This window comes from Cryomorphaceae bacterium 1068 (assembly GCA_027214385.1).
GTDB lineage: Bacteria > Bacteroidota > Bacteroidia > Flavobacteriales_D > Cryomorphaceae > JAKVAV01.
This window is the reverse complement of the sequence record JAPVXR010000007.1, coordinates 1-18,403: the sequence shown is the minus strand read 5'-3', so window position 1 is coordinate 18,403 and position 18,403 is coordinate 1. Positions and strand designations below refer to the sequence as shown.

The window sequence follows — 18,403 nt, the reverse complement described above, 5'->3', positions numbered from 1 at the left end:
AAGTGTATTTTTGACACTAATTACTAAAAACAGATACAATCGATCAGGATATGAAGAAGTGGATTTACGCATTTGGGTTTTTTGTTTTTAATCTAGGAGTTTTTGCTCAGGTTGTAACTATTGACCCACCTTTCCCGACCATTAATGATGATGTCACCGTGACATTTCATGCCACAGAAGGAAATGGTCAGCTCGTGGGTGTTGTCCCTGTATACGCACACACGGGAGTGATCATCGAGGGATTGAATGGATGGCAGAATGTCCAAGGGAATTGGGGTACGGCCGATCCCAATGTGGTTATGACTTTTGTAGGGCCAAACACCCATCAGATCAGTTACAATATCATTGATTTTTATGGCCTCACTGGCGATGAAAATATCGAACAGTTGTCTTTCGTATTTCGAAATACGAATGGTTCGCTCGAAGGCAAGAATGCTGACGGCTCAGATATATTCATTGATGTGTATCCCGCAGGTGAGTTCTCAGCAGGAATTACTACTCCATCCGCACCTGAAATTTTTCTAGACCCGGTAACTGATTATACTTTTTTAGGGGAGTCGAATGCCAATGCTGACCTTACACTCTATCTCAATGACGACATAGTAGCTTCTGAATCCGGCGTTTCTTCTATAGAGACTTCGATTGATTTGACCGTGCTGCCCACCGGCCAGCAATGGTTGTGGATGGAAGCTGACAATGGAATTGAAACCCTTACCGATTCAGTATATGTGATCATTCAATCTGATCCCGTTGTGTCTGCGCCTCCTCCGGGCGTAATAGACGGTATCAATTACATTGATGACAATACCGTTGTGCTGCAGCTCTTTGCGCCAAATAAAGATTTCGTTTACGTACTTGGAGACTTTAACAATTGGGAGTTCAATCCTGATTACTTTATGAATGTTACTCCTGAAGGTGATCGATACTGGTTGGAAATACCAAACCTGGTCGCAGGCCAGGAATATCGTTTTCAATATAGCATCGATCAGGAAGATCTCCGAGTAGCTGATGTTTATTGCGAGAAAATTCTCGATCCATGGAATGATCCGTTTATCTCTGAAGAAACCTACCCTGGTTTAATTGAATATCCTGAGGGCCTCACCTCTGAAATCGTGGGGGTGCTGCAAACTGCTCAAGAGCCATACGATTGGCAGGTGGAAGATTTTCAGCGCCCGCCATCTGATCAATTAGTGATCTACGAACTCTTGGTTAGAGACTTCGTGGAAGACCACTCCTACCAAAGCCTTATTGATACCTTAACGTACTTCGAAAGATTGGGTGTCAATGCGATCCAACTTATGCCCATCATGGAATTCGAAGGAAACATTAGTTGGGGCTACAACCCGATGTTTTATTTCGCTCCTGACAAGTACTACGGAACTGCCGATAAGCTGAAAGAGTTTATTGACGAGTGTCACCAAAGAGGAATTGCCGTGATTCTGGATCAGGTATTTAACCACTCTTTTGGTCAGAATCCTCAGGTGAGAATGTATTCTGAAAATGGTGCGGCGGGACCTCCGACTGCTGAGAATCCTTGGTTTAATGTTCAAGCACAGCACCCTTTCAACGTGGGTTACGATTACAACCACGACTCTCCTCATACGCAGGCATTCGTCAATCGAAATCTCCGCTTCTGGATTGAAGAGTACAAATTTGACGGTTTCCGATTCGACTTGAGCAAAGGGTTTACCCAAAACTTCAGTAGTAACGTGGGGCAATGGAACCAATACGATCAAGATCGAGTGGATCATTGGACGCGAATCCGAGATGAAATTTACTCATACGACGATGAGGTTTACCTCATTCTGGAGCATCTTGGAGATAATCCCGAAGAAACGGTTTTAGCCAATAACGACTTTATGCTCTGGGGTAAAATGACCGAGCAGTACAACCAGAACTCAATGGGGTACTCTAGCAATGCCAACTTAAATTGGGCCGATTACCAAGTGAGAGGATGGGGGCAGCCAAACCTGGTGAGCTATGCTGAAAGCCATGACGAAGAACGATTAATGTTCAAGAATCTCGCTTTCGGAAATAGCAGCGGAGATTATAATGTCACCGACTTGAATACTGCGCTTGCACGTCAAGAAGCTGTAGCTGCTTTTCTATACCCGCACCGCGGACCCAAAATGATCTGGCAATTCGGTGAGCTGGGGTATGAGTTCAGCATCAACTTATGTGAAGATGGTGTCACAATTGAAGAAGGATGTCGAACCAATCCTAAACCTATCCGCTGGGATTACCAAGAGGTGCCCGCGCGTGAAAGACTCTTCAAAGTAACTGCCGCTTTGATCAAATTGAAATTAGAGAATGAAGCTTTCCGAAGTGATAATTACACTTGGGATGTCAGCGGACTAGGTAAGCGCTTGATTATTCAACACCCTGAAATGGATGTGGTGATCATTGCAAATTTTGAAGTGACGCCGATAAGTATTGTTCCCGGCTTTACGCAAACGGGAACCTGGTACGACTACTTCACGGGGGAATCCATTGTGGAGAATGATTTGAATAACCCATTCTTGCTCGAGCCCGGAGAATACCGAATTTATACGACCGTAGAGCTTGAAACTCCCGATCTGTCATTAGGTATAGAAGAGGCTGACTTTGTTGGGGGCTCTTTGGACGTTCCTTATCCAAATCCATTTTCAGATTTCACTCAATTGTCTTTCACTCTTGACCAGTCTGCTCAAGTAGATATGGCTGTAGTTGACCTTCAGGGACGTGTTGTGAGAAACTTAGCGTCGGGCAATTTTGCTCAGGGAAATCACATGCAGCGATGGAACGGAAGAGACAATGCAGGCGCTAAAGTTGCAAGTGGATTATACCTTATGCAGCTTCGCACTGAAAAGGGCGTAGCCACAGCGAAGGTTATGGTCGATTCCAAATAATGATTTTTATCAGTTTGAACAAACGTGTACAAGTGACACATAGATTTTTTTTAGATTTAACCACTCATTTTAACTGCTCAACTATGAAGATGCAAATGTCCCGTTATCTATGGGCGCTTTTCTTCCTTCTCATTTCTACCGCTGTGCTTCAAGCGCAGAATATAGCCGGTGTTGTGAACGATGAAAACGGAATTCCAATGCCAGGTGTGACGGTAAGAATTGACGGAACCACTCAAGGAGATGCTACTGACCTCGATGGAAAGTATGAAATCAAAAACGCTCCCGTGGGAGAGCAGATCTTGGTGTTTTCCTTTATCGGTTATACCGAGGCAAGAGAAACGATTAACGTTCCTCCGACTGGAACAGTTACCATAAATAGAGATATGGAGGTAGACTCTGAAACGCTTGAAGAGTTCGTCGTTGTCGGTTATGGTGTGCAGAGAAAACGAGAGGTAACGGGATCCATTGAGAAAGTGGGTTCCAAAGAACTAACGGACATACCGACACCGAGTTTCGAGGCAGCCCTTCAGGGAAAAGCAGCTGGTGTTCAGGTAACACAAGGTAGTGGCCTTGCCGGTTCGGCTTCGGTGATTCGCGTTAGAGGGGTAGCGTCTATCTCAGCCTCCGGAGACCCACTATATGTGGTTGATGGAATTCCCATTACCCAAGATTACTTCCTGAATGGAAACAGAGGTGGTATGAACAATAATCCTCTTGCCACCATTAACCCCAATGACATAGAAAGCGTCGAAATTCTTAAGGATGCTGCAGCTACAGGTATCTATGGTTCCAGAGGTGCTAATGGGGTGATTTTGATAACAACTAAGTCTGGCTCAGGTAGTGGCTGGGATTTTAATTTGAACACACGCCATGGTATTTCCTTACCTACAGCGAGACCCAACATGCTTAATTCATCAGAATGGCTGCAGCTCAACCAAGAGGCTTGGGAAAACGATGGCAACGTAGGATTAGCAGCTCCTCTTCCCGGTAATATTTCTTGGGATCAAGCTCGTCAAACAGATACCGATTGGGTGGATGAAACAATTGGAGTCGGATTTAAACAGGCCTATAACTTTTCGACGAATTACGGAACGAAGAAGCTGAAGCTTTTTGCCTCTCTAGGTTATGATGACAATGGTTCCTACCTTATTGGGAACTCTTACGAAAGAACATCACTCAGAACAAATGCGTCTTACAAAATTAATGATCAACTCGATATTGGTGCTAACATAAGCCTGAGTCAAGGGATTAATAACCGTGTTGATGCCGCGTGGAGCGGTGGGCTAGGAGCTGCCATGTCTGAGGCATTGCCTATTTATCCGATCTTCCACTCCGATACTATTTTCAATGGAGAAGGAGAAATTCTCCATCTTCCGGGTGACTACTGGGATGATGGTTCTAACCCGGTTAGACAACGCGAATTGACTGATTGGAGAACCAGAGAATTTAGATCTATCAATAACATCTCATTCGAGTACCGTCCTATCAAAAACATGTTTGTTAAAGCCTACTTTGGATATGACTACATGAACGTTACCGACGACAAGTATCAAGACAGATTGCTTCTGAACGGTGAGCGTAATTCTGATCGGCAGAATCTGGCAGAACGCTGGGAGAACTATACCAACAATTGGAACACTAATTTTACGACTTCTTACATTCACGATTTGGATGAAAAGAACTCGTTTACCTACATGGCCGGGTTCGAATATCAGGAATCAAGAACTATTTTCAAGCCCAGAATATCCAGAGAAGGGGTAGAGGTCGATGGTCCTTTTTATGACAATGATGAGCTTCTTGATGGAGGATTCTCTGAAGAAGAAGATGGTGGTCTTAGAAGAGATAATCCGAATGATACGAAAAGCGTCTACAATTTCATTTCAGGGTTTGCTCGTGTGAACTATTCTCGAAGCAATAAGTACTTTGCTCAAGCCTCTCTTAGAGCGGACGGATCATCGCGATTTGGAGAGAACAATCGTTTCGGCTTTTTCCCAAGTGCTTCGGCCGGATGGATCATGTCAGAAGAAGATTTCCTCAAAGGAAATGAGACAATTTCATTCATGAAACTGCGCGCTGGATGGGGAATAACAGGAAATGCAAATATTCCTAATTATCGTCAGTATGGTTTTTACACACAACAGAATGAAGGCTATAACGGGGAAGATATTCTATTCTTGAACGTATTGGGTAATCCTGATCTGAAATGGGAAACAGCCAACGTAATTGACGTGGCCGTAGAGATGGGATTCCTTGATGATCGAATCACAACAACACTTTCATTTTACAACAAACAAACTACGGATGTCCTCTTGGAAATAACTCCGCAACCGAGCACAGGAATCGAAGGTTGGTGGGATAACCTAGGTGAAATTGTGAATAGAGGTATTGAGTTTGAACTAGGAGCTGTAATGATGGATAGAGAAAGTTTTACATGGAGAACAGACTTCAACATAGCCTATAACTACAACGAAATTGTAGACATTGGAAGCTACAGCGAAGATGCCATTAGCGGAGGAACGAACGATACGCGCGTAGTGGTTGGTGAACCTGTCGGAACCAACTTCTTGGTACCTTTCTTAGGTGTTGATCCTACAACGGGAAGAAATGTTTACCAGGATATCAATGGAAATCCAACCAACACCTGGGATCCGGCAGACAGAAGAGCGGTAGGAAGAGTTCTACCCGTTGCAGTAGGTGGACTTACCAATACATTTGAATTTGGCAGATGGAGCGTAGGTTTAGTCATGGTGTTCAGCATTGGTAGTGACATCTATGACTCATCAAGCAAAAGACAAAATGGAGTTGTTACAAACTGGAACATGAGAACTGAGGTATTTGATCGCTGGAGGCAAGAAGGTGATGAAGCCGAATTTGCGAGACTTTCTCAAAGAGTTGAAAACTATGGATTGGACAATGCCTTTAACAATAACACTACACAATGGCTCAAAGACGGAGATTACTTGCGCGTAAGAAGACTCAGTGTTACTTACAATGTTCCTGCTTTCAATGTGGGTACAGCAAATTTCAAAGGTGCTTCAATTACAGCTAGCGCTTCTAACTTCTTGACATTTACAAACTTCGACGGTCTGGATCCGGAGATTGCCCGTGACTTTGAGAACGCAGCGGACATGAACCTAAGTCCGAATATTACATACCTCACTCCTCCACAGGAAATGAGCTTCAATCTTGCATTAAACCTTAGATTCTAAGAAAATGACCTATTCTATAAATAAGAGAAAACCTTCGATCGTAGCCATTTTCGCTCTGTTCATGGTTCTGGCTTCTTGTGAAGATTTGCTAGAGCAGACACCCCCTGAAGACGGTAATGACGTACTACCCGAAAATGCCATTGAAACTCCCGAAGATGTGCGTGAAGTATTGATTTCAGCTTACGATGTGATGGGAAATACATACAATGGAAATGCACAGAATCTATTTACTCTATTGAGCGATAATCTTGAACGACCATTTCAGCAGGATGATTACACTTCAGTATGGTTGCGCAATACGAGTATTTTTAACGGAAACGTCGGCGACATTTTCACAGATCTTTATCGCGGCCCATTGAGAGCAAACACAGTGATCGAGAATGTAGATTTAGTTGACTATACAAATTCTAGTATTAATCCCGATAAGTTAATAGCCGAAGCGAGATTTATTAGAGCAATGTGTCACTTTGATATTGTAAGAGGCTGGGCTCATCCTTATGATTGGACTGCTGATAATTCTCATCCGGGTGTTGCTATCAGACTACAATCTCAAATTCAAAACCTACCCAGAGCGTCTGTGGCAGATGTTTATGCTCAGGTCCTCTCGGACCTCAGTTTTGCTAAAGCCAATCTGGATGATGTTCCATCGGTGTATGCCACCAGATGGGCGGCCCTGGCATTGGAGGCAGAAGTGAGATTTCAAATGCATGAATACGATCTCGCCTATGAGTTGGCAAACGAAGTTGTCAGTCAGTCTCCTTATGATCTAGACAGCGATGTTAATCGATATCAGTACCCACAGGTTTCACCTGAGGCTATATTTTACATTTTCTCGGGAACCAGACCTTCTGATGGAACGGTTGATTCTAGAAACGGAGGCTTGAGAGGGAACTACTATTCAGGTCCTGACCAAGTGACTACACTCAACTTTAGCGAGGATTATTACAACGCTCAAAAGGTGAATGGAGATATCGGTCCGCGGCCGTTGCTGTACCAATCAGTTGATCAAGAAGAGAGTGTGTTCTATGTAACGGATATGTTTGAAGCAGAATTCTTCCATATTCCGCTTTTAACCATTACTCAAATGAAATTGATCAGAGCTGAATCAGCCGCTGAATTGGGAACAAACCTTTCGCAAGCCATTCAAGATGTGAATGACATTCGCGAAAGAGCCTACGGAAGCAATGTATACGATCTTATCGCATCTGCTACTCCCGAGGATATAATCGAAGCAGCCCGACTGGAAAGATGGTTGGAATTTCCTACGACTGGTCAGAGATATCACGATTTAAAGAGAATCGGCTCTCAAGGTGAAGAGGTTATTGTAAGAGGAGTTCCATATGACTGTAATGGAATGATCCTTCAGTTCCCTTCTACTGAACGAACAGATTTATTTTCGCTAAACCCGGGAGGGGGCTGTAATTAAAATGAGAAAAATGAAAAGTAAAGCACGTTATTTATATCTCATCCTTTTCTTCGCAGTAGCTATTGTGGGATGTAAAGAGGATGACCCCGAAATTGGAGAGCCATTTGGCAAAACAGATGGTTTGGTAGCTACAGGCTGGGTAGTGAGTCAAGTGTTTTTGGTCGATGAAGGAAATCCGGCTAAACCTGAAAGAGATATTTCAGAGTATTACACGTCAGGTACAGATCTACTCGAAATCAAGTTTGAAGCTGATGGCACTTTTGAAAGCTTTTCGGGTGACGGAGTTAATTTTTTCCCTGATGCAGGTACCTGGTCTTTTAATGATCCATTGACTCCATCGAGCATTACACTGGTTTCTGACGATCAAACGATCAATTCACCTTTGGGAGGTCCAACTCGAATAGTGGACTCAGAACTTAAAATGAATGTTCAAAGATTTTGTAACATCGACGGTGAAGAAAAAGCCGTTCTCGGTTATAGACTGGTATTTGTAAGAAAGTCATAAAGCAAAAGAAATGAAACTTAGATCAATCATACTCATTGCTCTCGCCATAGGATGGAGTTCACTAGCTACAGCCCAAGGCATTTATTTTGATCCCGCACCTACGGATGTTACCGCACCCGCAAGACTCTACATAGACGTGTCTTCCTCAGACTGCGATTGCCCCGAATTATTGGATGGAGATCAAGAGACCAACCCACTCTATATCTGGGCCTGGAATCCAAATGAAGCAAGACCCGACCTCACAATCGGAGGGGAAACTTTTGATACCAAAAACGGTGACTGGGGAGCTTCAAATGAAAACTTAAAGTTGACTCAAGATGAATCTGACCCGAACCTCTGGTACTTCGATTTTCTTGGAGCTTCTATGGTGCAATTCTATGGGGTGCCTGCAGCACAATTCTACGAAAGTGGTATTGATTTCCTGATCAAAGAACAGAATGGAGCCCCTGCAGATCTTCCTGAGCAGAAATCTCCTGACCTCAACATTATTCCCGAACCCGTCGGTTGCTTTGATAAAGTTTGTCCTTTTCCAACGACATTCTTTCAAAACGATTTTTTTGCAATCTCTTATGATACAAACAAGGAAGCCAATCCCGGGCTCCAAGGTGGTGACGCTTATTTCGCGAGATTCCAGTATAAAGTGAACGGTGGACCTTATCAGATACTGGAAGTAACCGATGAGTCCAAGGTTGAAATGGTACCTGAAGGTGATGGGATATTCTCGTTGACCATGATTCCCGAAGAGTTTTTCGAACTAAATGAAAACGACATCCTTGATGAAATTCGGGTCTCTTTTACACTGCCTCCACTCACTCAAGCCCCTTTTAGTACAGCGGTTTCCCTATTCCCTGGCTGTCCTGATTAGTCAGTAACTATTTGAAATTGATATTCCGCCCGACTTGAAATTTCAAGTCGGGCTTTTTTTCTACCCGTTTTCTAAGTCTATCCTTAAAACCCAATGTGGTCATAAACCGATTAGACTTATACTTTAGCATAAGATTCTAATAGATCAACCTTAAGATGATTAAATATCTTCCCTTTATCTGTCTTTTTCTTTTCAGTTGCACAGCTACTGAAAACGAGCAAAAGAAAGTAGTCAACGATAACACCACTGCACTTCAAGTTAAGTTTGCCTCGGGGTTTACGATAAATGCGACAGACGATGGGTACGACATAACAGTTCGAAATCCACAAGACACGACCGATATTCTGGGAACCTATTCGCTGACTAAATCAGACACAAGTGGAATTTCCATTCCCATCGAAACAGCTGTTCTGAACAGCACCACCTTCGGTGCTTTTTTCGATCACCTTGATGCTCTGACCACCGTGAAGGGAATGACTTATACGGACCGTGTCAAGAACCGGCGCATTCTCGACTTGATTGAATCAGAAAGAATTGTTGAAATGATCTCGGGTGACGGTCTCGACTTTGAACGATTATTGGAACTAAACCCCGATGTAGTTTTTGCCTACAGCTTTGGCGAAGCCGACTTTTCCCGATACGAAGAGCTGGGAATTCCCATAGTTCTGCTCATGGATTACAAAGAGTCACATCCCCTTGGTAGAGCCGAGTGGATCAAAGTGGTAGGATGCCTTATCGGCAAATATGATGAAGCGGCTGAAATTTTTAATGAAGTGGAAAAGGAGTACTTGAAAGTAAAAAGTCAAGCAATGTATCATTCCACGATACCTTCGGCATTTACGGGCAGCCGCTACGGAGATTTTTGGTACGCCCCCGGCCGCGATAGCTACATTGCCAAGTTCATCAGAGACGCGGGAGCGCAATACACTTTCGATCATATCGAAGGTCAAGAAAGTGCCGAATTGGATTTTGAACAGGCATTGGTCACCATCTCTGAAGCCGACTATTGGGGTTTGGTCGTATCGTCGGAGGACCCGTTTACCTCAGCAGATATTCTGGAAATGAGTCCGCTCTATGAGAATCTGAAAGCTTTCGAAGACGGTAATATTTTTATCTGTAATACGGCTGAAAAAGACTATTTCGGTGATGCCATCATGGAGCCTCATCTGATTCTATCAGACCTTTACCACATCTTCCACCCGAATGTCGAATCCGACTCGACCTTCCATTATTTCGAACCGATCCACTAATCTGACTACTACGCTTATCTTTGGCCCATGTCCAAAGCGGTCAAGTGGATATTCTGCTTCCTGATTCTAATCGTGCTGGTGCCCGCATCCCTTTTATTGGGGTCGGTCGACATTCCCTTTTCAGCATTTTTTGGAGGTGGAGATGAACTCCAGAATATCATCATTCGCGAGTCGCGCATACCACGCACATTCGCCGCGCTTGCAGGTGGCGCAGGATTGGCTTTGGGCGGACTTTTTATGCAAACTCTTTTTCGAAATCCTCTGGCGGGTCCTTCAGTTTTGGGTCTTTCTAGCGGTTCTTCCCTCGCCGTTGGGATTCTCACCCTTGGTGGCGGTATCTTAGCCACATCGCAATTGGCTGTGGTATCTGCCGCAGCGATCGGCTCCATAGCCGTGCTTTTCGTCATTCTGGCCGTCGCCCATCGATTTGCCAACATTGCATCAGTGCTCATCGTTGGCCTCATGCTCGGTTTTTTTACTTCGGCAATGGTCAGTCTGCTCCAAGCTTATGCCGATGAAACTTCTTTAAAAACATTCGTCTTCTGGGGTTTCGGTAGTTTCTCCAACATCGCCTTTAACCAACTCCCGATTTTATTGATCCCGCTCCTACTCATTTTTTTCATCTCTCCTTTTTTTATCAAACCGCTCAATCACCTTCTGCCCGGAGAGCTCCACGCCAAGACCATGGGAGTGAACGTCAAAAAACTCCAACTCACGTTGGTTATTGCAACGGGACTTATGGTGGGAATAATCACCGCTTTTTGCGGCCCTATCGCCTTTATCGGACTGGCTGCTCCCCATTTGGCGCGAATGCTATTCTCTACGCCCAATCACCGCACTGTGCTTCCTGCTACGCTCATTTTAGGGGGTGGTTTGGCCGTTCTCTGTGATCTCATTGCAAGATTGCCCTTCAGTGAGTACGCCGTTCCTCTAAACACTGTTTGTGCCTTTATGGGTGCACCTGTGGTAATCTACCTCGTCTTTAAAGGACGAAAAAGCCGCATACTGACATGATCCAAACGGAAAAAATATCGGTAGGCTACGGTGCTAAAATTCTGGTAAAAGAACTCGATCTGCTTTTACCAAAAGGCTCGGTAACAGCATTCATTGGCTCAAACGGTAGCGGAAAGTCCAGTTTAATGCGCGTCTTGAATGGCCTTCAAGAACCCTTATCTGGAAAAGTATCTTGGGATGGAAGGAATCTTTCTGACTTTGATCGGAAAGAAAAAGCGAAAGTCGCTGCTTCGCTTTACAGCAATTTCGCCAGAGTGGAAGGCTTTACCGTAGCAGAACTGGTCGCCCTTGGCCGAAGCAACTTCACCGGATTTTTCGGGAAATTGAGCGCTCAGGATCATGACAAAATTGATGAGGTTATCGAAACAGTTGGCATCACTTCCTTAAAAGAAAAGGAACTCACCACGCTCAGCGATGGCGAATTTCGCAAAGCCATGCTCGCAAAACTCTTGGCACAGGATACTGATATTCTTTTTCTCGACGAACCTACAACCCACCTTGACTTACCCGCAGCTTTGGATTTTGTCCAAGTATTAAAAAACCTTGCCATCCAAGGAAAGACCATTGTAATGTCTACCCACCATTTGGCCTTGGCCTTCAAGATGGCGGATCATATTTTGCTTTTTGATGGAAATGGAAAAGCCGCTTTTGGCAATGCCGAACGGATGATGAACCATGAATTGCTCTGCGGATTCCTGAAAACGGATAAAATCAGAGTAGAAAACGGCAACCTTCTCTTTGACATATGAAAAAACGATTGAGCATAGTCGGATTGGGCTGGTTCGGGCTGGAACTTGCAAAGGCATTGAACAATGAATACGACGTTTTTGGAACCAAGAGAGATGTCTCTGATCAACAAACCCGTATAAAGACTTTACCGCTCACCTTCAATCCGGAGCCCTTAGGTACTCCTTTGTCTGATGTATTCGATGCAGAACTCCTCGTTTTAAATATCCCACCCAATTCGAGAAGTCAAAACGCTGAAAGCAACTACCGAAAAATCATGGATGTCGTTCTTGACGGCATAGCATTATCACCCATCAAACGCGCCTTATTCGTTTCTTCCACAGGAGTGTTTGGTGAAAATGAAGGACGTGTGGATGAAGAAACGCTTCCTATTCCTTCAACCACGGGTGGGCACATTCTATTCGATGCCGAGAAACGATTCCTTTCGATTTCTTCTTGTGAAACCTTGATCTTGAGACCTGCGGGCTTAGTGGGGGGCAACCGACATCCTGCCAAGTTTCTGGCGGGTAGGAAAGGCGTCTCGGGACCAATGAACCCCGTCAATCTCGTTCACCGCGAAGACTTGATTGCAATGACTTCTGCTATTCTCTCCGCAGAAAATGTATCTGGCAGAGTTTTTCATGCTGCGGCAGCCTGGCATCCAAACAAAGAAGAATACTACCGAACCATGGCGGCTAAAATGAATCTGGAAATCCCCTCCTTCGATCAAAATGATAATTCCACTGGGAAAAAAATAGAAGCCCAATGGTCCAAAGAAAAATTGGGAGTGAAATTCAAGTTCGAAGATCCTTTTACGATGATTTAAGTCGAGTCAGTTCCTCACTAAAACGTCCGCGCAATTCCTTATTCAACCCTTCGGTCAACTCAATCAGCTGCTGCTTAAACTTCTTAGCCCCTTCGCTTTCCTCATTTTGAATGCGGTGAGTTATCGACCTCTGCCATTTCTCGACTTTACGAATCGTTGGGAAACTCGCCGAATCAATCATACTCGTCATAAAACGATCTTTGATCACCTCCAAACCTCCTTCATTAAGGTGAATCAAATCATCCTGACGGTAATAGCGGTAGTCTCTCAATTCGTCCATGACCAACTCGTAGATGGGAAGATAGGTGCAACTATTGAATTGAGCTTCTAGGCTTTCGCATAATTTCAATAGCCGCGCCTTCGAACGCTGGTTTTGCACGGCTCCATGTCGCAAATGACGAATAGGGGAGACGGTTAGAACAATTCCAACTTTTGGATTGACTGCCTTGATTTGCTCAATCGCAGTGACCAATTCTTCAGTCATCCTTTTTTCAGAAAGCATCACTTTCTTGAAATCACCCGAAGGCAACCGGTGGCAGTTATTGACTACCTGATTTGACTTTTTCCATTCAAAGGCAATGGAGGTGCCAAAGGTGAGAAAGAGAAAATCAGCAGATTTCAACTCCTTTCGCAAAACCTCTCCGCTCTCTCTCGCATTCTTTTGAAAATCATCAATGGACGATCGATTCATCGAACTGTGAAAATCGGGGTGAAAAAAAGACCCGTCTTTTTCCTGAATATCCTTTCGCTTTAAATCTCTCCCCTCTAGTGAGTCCTTGATTTGATTGGCCATACTGATGGGATTGTAAGTGATTCCATAGGGGTTGATATGACTCGTGAACTTTAAATCACTTAACCACCTTCCGATTTCCTCGGTAAAACAACTCCCGATAAAAACCAATCGTGATTGGTAATCGATCATTTTCTTCGCATCGGGAAATGGTACCTGAGTGAACAAATTCATTTCCCTAAGAAAAGGAAAAGCCTTCAATCTATGTGAGAGATGACTTGTTTCATGATTTTTTGCATCAATTGCAGAGCAGGCAGAAGCATTTTTTGGTTCTTGACTTTTGCTGCACTTTGCGTCAACCGAAGACGCAGTAAGCGGCTGAGCTCACGAATTACTGTTTAAGCTAACAGGCATCAATAACGCAAAAGGAAGATAAAAAAAGTCAATCTAATGAGTAGTAGGACTACCTGCTACTAAATGGGTCATCATCCGATGGAAAAGGTTACTTCCGATTTACACAATTGTCAAACCCATACGTTTTCTTATCGTTAACTTTGCGAAAGCATCTATGGACGAAAAAAGCATTGTCTTAAGAACCTCACAGCTTTCACATCGCTATGCTTCCGATGAAAAAATCAACTTTCCCGATATTCTTTGTCGTGAAGGCCAACACCTTTTGATATCAGGAAAATCGGGTGTGGGGAAAACCACCTTGCTCCATCTCCTAGGTGGTCTCACTTCGATCCAATCGGGTGAGATTTGGATTCAAGATGAGGAAATGTCCGCCATGACTAAAAGTCAAAGAGATGCCTTTCGAGGGAAGCACATCGGCTTTATCTTTCAGCAAGCCTCCTTTATTCAATCCTTGAATGTTTTGGAAAATGTGATGGCTGCCCAGTATTTCGGTGCCAAGAAAGTAAATACATCTTTTGCCATGGATCTCTTGACGGAATTGGGGATTGACAAATACGCCAAAAAGAAAACCAACGAACTCAGTGGTGGGGAGCGTCAGCGCTTAGCCATTGCCAGAGCTATGTCTACCTCGCCCGATATAGTTCTAGCCGATGAGCCAACTTCAAGCCTCGACGATGTGAATGCCATGAAAGTCTTGGACTTATTGGTCAATGAAGCCGAAAAAAATGGAGCCACTTTGGTCATCGTGACCCATGATAATCGACTCAAGCCCAAATTTGAAAACCAAGTGGAACTATGAATTTGGTCAAAATAAGCTTGAAGAATATTACGAGCAAGCCCTACCCGGCCATCCTCACCCTCATCATGCTCACCATGGGTGTGGCTCTCGCTTCTTTGCTCGTGCTGGTCGGAGGAGCCTTAGATGAGGGCTTCAAAAAGAATATCCGCGGCGTGGATATGGTAGTGGGAGCAAAGGGCAGCCCCCTCCAACTCATCCTCTCAGCAGTTTACCAAATAGATAATCCCACGGGCAATATCCCATTGGCGGAAGCTGAGCAACTCGCAAAGAATCGACTCGTCGAATCTACCATTCAGCTCTCCTATGGCGATAGCTACAAGGGCAGAAGAATTATCGGTACGTCTCATGACTACATCCAGCTCTACGATGCTGAAATCCTTGATGGTCAACTCTATCAAGCTCCCTTTGAAGCGGTGGTTGGCTCCATCGTAGCTACCGAGAATAGCTTGAAAGTGGGCGATAACTTCTACAGTGCTCACGGCGCCGATGAGGGAGCCGAAACCCACGAAGATCACCCTTTTACCGTCAAGGGAATACTCAAACCTTCGGGTTCTGTCTTGGACAAATTGATCCTAACCGAACCGGAGAGTATCTGGGAGGTTCATGCTCATGAGGGAGACTCAGCCGAAAAGGAAATTACCGCCATGCTGGTGAAGTTCAAAAATAAAATGGGCATGATTAGCCTCCCGCGAATGGTGAACGACAAAACCTCCATGCAAGCGGCTCTTCCATCCATAGAAGTGAACAGACTCTTCGAATTATTTGCCATTGGAATTTCGACTTTACGCATCGTAGCGCTATCGGTGCTCTTCCTCGGTGCCGTAAGTATCTTCGTATCTATGGTTAATTCACTGAAAGACCGTGTATTTGAATTGGCCCTTATTCGCTCCATGGGAGCTACACGTGCTCAGGTTTTCCTCATGATCATGATCGAGGCTCTCCTGCTCAGCCTCGTCGGAATCGTTCTTGGCCTCCTCGTTTCGCATACGGGAATTCTTGCTTTGAATGACTATGCAGGAGATCAATTTGGAATCACTATCTCCTTCCTAAACGTTTCTCCGAGCGAGTGGATTATCGTTGGAATTACCCTATTGCTATCGCTTTTGGCAGCATTATTGCCCGCCTTGAGAACAGTTAAAATTGATGTTTCTAAAGTACTTTCATCCGATGTCAAATAAGACTCTGCTCATTATTATTGCCCTCTTCTCCATGCTTTCGCTGAAAGCACAAACGGAAACCTCATGGACCAATTTAATGGACATCACCTTCAAAGATGTCTACCTGGAGTCTGATGATATGTACGTGTATTATCCCCTCTTTAAGGAAAAGCAAAAGTCCCTCGATGGACAAGAAATCGCAATCACAGGCTACATCATCCCTGTCGATGTTGAATTGAACCAATACGTATTATCCGCTTTTCCCTTCAGCGCTTGCTTCTTTTGCGGAAACGCAGGGCCCGAATCAGTCATGGCGGTTTACTTTGCTCAGCCCGATCAAACCTTTAAAACCGATCAGAGAATTACTCTGACAGGGACTCTCGAATTGAACGATACCAATGTCGATGAATTGGTTTACGTCCTGCGGAATGCAAAGGCAAAAGACTAGGAGATCTTATTGAGTTTCTTTCGCCTGTCAATCTGATGGTGAATCCAATTCTGAAGTGGAATAACCTCGTCTGAAAGAGGAACCCATCTCAATCCGGGGCGATTGCTCTCTAGCCTTTCTAATTGTTTGGCGTTCAGGGTCAAAAACCGTTTCATATCGTATCCGGCCGATTTGATCTGACTGAAAATCGTGATGATCAATAGCTCTCTATCGCTGAGCTTGGTCTTTTTCATCTTTGACAGATTCACGAGAGCTTGTGCGCAGTGACTCTTTCCTGTCCGTTTCTTTGTTTTTTGCAAGCCAAAACCTGCAACGAACAAATAAACGTTTCGATAAAATCGCTCCTCGTCAGAAGTGTCCTTGATCGCTTCAATTTCTGCACTTAATATTTCTGCCGCCTTGGAATAGTTCTTTTCGGAGAGGAGATATAGCGCCTTTAAGAAGTGATAAAAAGCCGAGGCATAGGGAATTCTCGATGTATAGAATGACGAAATTTTCTTTTCGATTTCTTCATCGAGCCCATACAAGTTTGACTCGTAAAAATCGAGTAACATTAGATTCTTCCGATTCCGATAACTCTCGTAGGTATCGTTTTTTACCAGCTGATCCGCAGCGATAAAACTGTTTCGCGCCGTCCTGAAATTCCTGAGAGCCACTTGGGTTTCTCCTATTTCCGTTTTCAGTTCACTTACACCTTGGTTGGATTGAAGCGGTGGACTGTATAACCTTATTTCCACTAGTGCCTCCATCAACTTTATAGCCGATTCATACTCCTCAGCTCTCTGCATAAGAGATACTTCCCCCATAGCGCGTAAAAATCCGATTGTTGCAGATCTTGATGTGGTCTCAAGTTCTTTTAACCTGCTTAATCGCTCCTTCTGTTCTTCGAGATTATTCTCATCACGTCTCAAGTGGAACAAAAAATCTGCATAGATATTTCTAGCCTCGTGGAGATGGTGATTCAACTCATTGGCGCGCTTTATTTCAGACTCATACCGGATGATGGTTCGAGATGCCCGATAAGTCGAATAAGAAAACTTCAACAATTCTTTGGCCTCCACAACTTGATCAAACAACTCGTATTTTTCCGCTCTGTTTTCTATTTCTTGAAGTAGCTTTTCGGCAATTTCCTGCTCTCCTCTGGACAAAAATATTTTCGATTGCTCCAGGCGCTTCTGATTCAAAGACCTGTTCCGAAACTGATTGCTATACTCTCCCGGTCGATCAATATTTTGAGTCAGCGTCAAGCACTCCAATACAATATCCTTTGTTCTTAGAATCAACGAATTTTGCTGAAGCTTGGGCATCTTGTCGATCTTAAGCGCCTTGGCGGCCTTAACACGGCTAATATCCGGATTGGCATCAATCAGATCTATTAAACCTCCGATTTCTTTAAAGTCCTTGTGAGATCTGTTCTCAAAAGCCTTGGTGTATATCGATACGGTTTCTTTTTCATTCCGACTCAAGGCGGAATAGATAGAAACCAATTCAGAAAATCTATCCTGTTTGGACATGAATAGTAGATGGGTGTTATGCGAAAATACAAAAAACTACTTGGCTAATTTAATATATAAAAAAAAGAGAGGCTCCAAAATGGCCCCTCCCTAACTCGTTGTATTTGTTCTAAATCGTGATATTTAAAATCTTCTGTCTATTTCACAACCAACTTCTTCGTATCGTTCAGCATCTCTGAATTGATCTGAATCAAATAAATCCCCGGTATCAAATCCCCATACTTCATTTCGTACACATCCGAGTTGGCATCGTAAAGCTCCGTCTGCAATAGCTTACCCGACAGATCGAAAAGCCTGAGCTCCGTTCGGAAACCATTAAGTCCCTCAGGTATTCTCAAAAATACGGATCCCAAACTGGACGGATTCGGATACATAAAGACATCCTCGGAGTTCTCAACTTGATTATTGAAAATCGCTACAGGCTCGCTATAGCTAAACTGTCCGTCGTAATCTACCTGCTTCAAACGGTAATAAGACAATCCCTTCAAAGGCTCTCGGTCCTTCTCACTATAGGTCAGTAAACTATTCGAATTACCAGCTCCCGTCACCGTCAATATCGGCCTCCAATCCAAATCTTCACTCGCCCTTTCAACGACGAAATAATCATTATTGATCTCAGTAGCTGTTTCCCA

The 18,403-nt window shown here is 44.0% G+C and carries 15 protein-coding genes; 12 read left to right on the top strand and 3 right to left on the bottom strand.

What is annotated here, in order from left to right; all coding sequences use genetic code 11:
* Positions 1-50: 50 nt before the first annotated feature.
* The 9 genes from O3Q51_10175 to O3Q51_10135 all read left to right on the top strand — a co-directional run bounded on the left by O3Q51_10175 (position 51) and on the right by O3Q51_10135 (position 12,709).
* On the top strand, positions 51-2,888 hold the full coding sequence (locus tag O3Q51_10175; GenBank protein MCZ4409178.1) for an alpha-amylase family glycosyl hydrolase: 2,838 nt from the start codon (positions 51-53) through the stop codon (positions 2,886-2,888).
* Positions 2,889-2,983: 95 nt separating this feature from the next.
* On the top strand, positions 2,984-6,097 hold the full coding sequence (locus tag O3Q51_10170) for a SusC/RagA family TonB-linked outer membrane protein (protein MCZ4409177.1): 3,114 nt from the start codon (positions 2,984-2,986) through the stop codon (positions 6,095-6,097).
* A 4-nt stretch (positions 6,098-6,101) separates the two neighbouring features.
* Positions 6,102-7,523 (top strand): RagB/SusD family nutrient uptake outer membrane protein, encoded by a 1,422-nt coding sequence (locus O3Q51_10165; GenBank protein MCZ4409176.1) that lies wholly within the window; start codon positions 6,102-6,104, stop codon positions 7,521-7,523.
* 10 nt (positions 7,524-7,533) lie between these two features.
* Positions 7,534-8,028: a DUF5004 domain-containing protein gene (locus O3Q51_10160; protein ID MCZ4409175.1), complete on the top strand. Its 495-nt coding sequence runs from the start codon at positions 7,534-7,536 to the stop codon at positions 8,026-8,028.
* Between the two features lie 10 nt (positions 8,029-8,038).
* On the top strand, positions 8,039-8,893 hold the full coding sequence (locus tag O3Q51_10155) for a hypothetical protein (protein ID MCZ4409174.1): 855 nt from the start codon (positions 8,039-8,041) through the stop codon (positions 8,891-8,893).
* A gap of 155 nt (positions 8,894-9,048) precedes the next feature.
* On the top strand, positions 9,049-10,143 hold the full coding sequence (locus tag O3Q51_10150; protein MCZ4409173.1) for an ABC transporter substrate-binding protein: 1,095 nt from the start codon (positions 9,049-9,051) through the stop codon (positions 10,141-10,143).
* A 27-nt stretch (positions 10,144-10,170) separates the two neighbouring features.
* Positions 10,171-11,157, top strand: a complete 987-nt coding sequence (locus O3Q51_10145) for an iron ABC transporter permease (protein MCZ4409172.1) — start codon at positions 10,171-10,173, stop codon at positions 11,155-11,157.
* Entirely contained in the window at positions 11,154-11,906 is a 753-nt protein-coding gene (locus tag O3Q51_10140) for an ABC transporter ATP-binding protein (protein MCZ4409171.1), read from the top strand. Before O3Q51_10145 ends, O3Q51_10140 begins: the two co-directional genes overlap by 4 nt.
* A complete protein-coding gene (locus O3Q51_10135; protein MCZ4409170.1) occupies positions 11,903-12,709 on the top strand; it encodes a hypothetical protein in 807 nt (268 codons plus the stop codon). Before O3Q51_10140 ends, O3Q51_10135 begins: the two co-directional genes overlap by 4 nt.
* Here the strand turns inward: O3Q51_10135 and O3Q51_10130 are convergent.
* Complete coding sequence (locus O3Q51_10130; GenBank protein ID MCZ4409169.1) at positions 12,696-13,673, bottom strand: GSCFA domain-containing protein; 978 nt, start codon at positions 13,671-13,673, stop codon at positions 12,696-12,698. The genes O3Q51_10135 and O3Q51_10130 overlap by 14 nt on opposite strands.
* 334 nt (positions 13,674-14,007) lie before the next feature.
* On the opposite strand from O3Q51_10130, the gene O3Q51_10125 reads away from it, so the two are divergent.
* Genes O3Q51_10125 through O3Q51_10115 form a run of 3 tightly spaced genes read left to right on the top strand, consistent with a single transcriptional unit; the run spans position 14,008 to position 16,257 of the window.
* A complete protein-coding gene (locus O3Q51_10125; protein MCZ4409168.1) occupies positions 14,008-14,652 on the top strand; it encodes an ATP-binding cassette domain-containing protein in 645 nt (214 codons plus the stop codon).
* On the top strand, positions 14,649-15,830 hold the full coding sequence (locus O3Q51_10120; protein ID MCZ4409167.1) for an FtsX-like permease family protein: 1,182 nt from the start codon (positions 14,649-14,651) through the stop codon (positions 15,828-15,830). The genes O3Q51_10125 and O3Q51_10120 overlap by 4 nt, the downstream gene beginning before the upstream one ends.
* Positions 15,820-16,257 carry a DUF3299 domain-containing protein gene (locus O3Q51_10115; protein MCZ4409166.1) on the top strand — a complete coding sequence of 146 codons (438 nt, stop codon included), beginning with the start codon at positions 15,820-15,822 and terminating at the stop codon, positions 16,255-16,257. The genes O3Q51_10120 and O3Q51_10115 overlap by 11 nt, the downstream gene beginning before the upstream one ends.
* Here the strand turns inward: O3Q51_10115 and O3Q51_10110 are convergent.
* On the bottom strand, positions 16,254-17,771 hold the full coding sequence (locus O3Q51_10110) for a hypothetical protein (GenBank protein ID MCZ4409165.1): 1,518 nt from the start codon (positions 17,769-17,771) through the stop codon (positions 16,254-16,256). The genes O3Q51_10115 and O3Q51_10110 overlap by 4 nt on opposite strands.
* A gap of 137 nt (positions 17,772-17,908) precedes the next feature.
* Positions 17,909-18,403: T9SS type A sorting domain-containing protein (locus O3Q51_10105; GenBank protein ID MCZ4409164.1), on the bottom strand; the 495-nt coding region annotated here is incomplete at its 5' end.